Origin of the sequence: Janthinobacterium psychrotolerans (assembly GCF_001677885.1) — a bacterium.
Taxonomy (GTDB): domain Bacteria; phylum Pseudomonadota; class Gammaproteobacteria; order Burkholderiales; family Burkholderiaceae_D; genus Janthinobacterium; species Janthinobacterium psychrotolerans.
In genome coordinates, this window is record NZ_LOCQ01000009.1 from 1 (window position 1) to 1,178 (window position 1,178).

1 rRNA gene is annotated in these 1,178 nt (G+C 50.4%); it reads right to left on the minus strand.

Going from position 1 to position 1,178, the window contains the following annotated elements:
- Positions 1-1,160, minus strand: a 23S ribosomal RNA gene (locus tag ASR47_RS00075); the annotation flags it as partial.
- Positions 1,161-1,178 lie beyond the last annotated feature (18 nt).

Below are 1,178 nucleotides of genomic sequence, written 5' to 3' on the forward strand. Positions count from 1 at the left end.
ATATCCGCAGCTTCGGTGACTGGCTTAGCCCCGTTACATCTTCCGCGCAGGACGACTCGATCAGTGAGCTATTACGCTTTCTTTAAATGATGGCTGCTTCTAAGCCAACATCCTGACTGTTTTAGCCTTCCCACTTCGTTTTCCACTTAGCCAATCTTTGGGACCTTAGCTGGCGGTCTGGGTTGTTTCCCTCTTGACGCCGGACGTTAGCACCCGACGTCTGTCTCCCAAGCTCGCACTCATCGGTATTCGGAGTTTGCAATGGTTTGGTAAGTCGCAATGACCCCCTAGCCATAACAGTGCTCTACCCCCGATGGTGATACTTGAGGCACTACCTAAATAGTTTTCGGAGAGAACCAGCTATTTCCAAGTTTGTTTAGCCTTTCACCCCTACCCACAGCTCATCCCCTAATTTTTCAACATTAGTGGGTTCGGACCTCCAGGGCGTGTTACCGCACCTTCATCCTGGCCATGAGTAGATCACTTGGTTTCGGGTCTACACCCAGCGACTGATCGCCCTATTCGGACTCGATTTCTCTACGGCTTCCCTATATGGTTAACCTTGCCACTGAATGTAAGTCGCTGACCCATTATACAAAAGGTACGCAGTCACGGAACAAGTCCGCTCCTACTGTTTGTATGCACACGGTTTCAGGATCTATTTCACTCCCCTTCCGGGGTTCTTTTCGCCTTTCCCTCACGGTACTGGTTCACTATCGGTCGATTACGAGTATTTAGCCTTGGAGGATGGTCCCCCCATATTCAGACAGGATGTCACGTGTCCCGCCCTACTTGTCGTACGCTTAGTACCACCGGTCCGATTTCACATACGGGGCTATCACCCGCTATGGCTCCTATTTCCAGAGGATTCTGTTATCGGTCCGACTATCACGTACAGGCTCTTCCCATTTCGCTCGCCGCTACTTTGGGAATCTCGGTTGATTTCTTTTCCTGCAGCTACTTAGATGTTTCAGTTCGCCGCGTTCGCCTTGCATACCTATGTATTCAGTATGCAATACCCTAAAAGGGTGGGTTGCCCCATTCGGAAATCTGCGGATCAAAGTGTGTTTGCTCACTCCCCGCAGCTTATCGCAAGCTACTACGTCCTTCATCGCCTGTAATCGCCAAGGCATCCACCATGTGCACTTATTCGCTTGTCCCTATAACGTTAGCCTCTG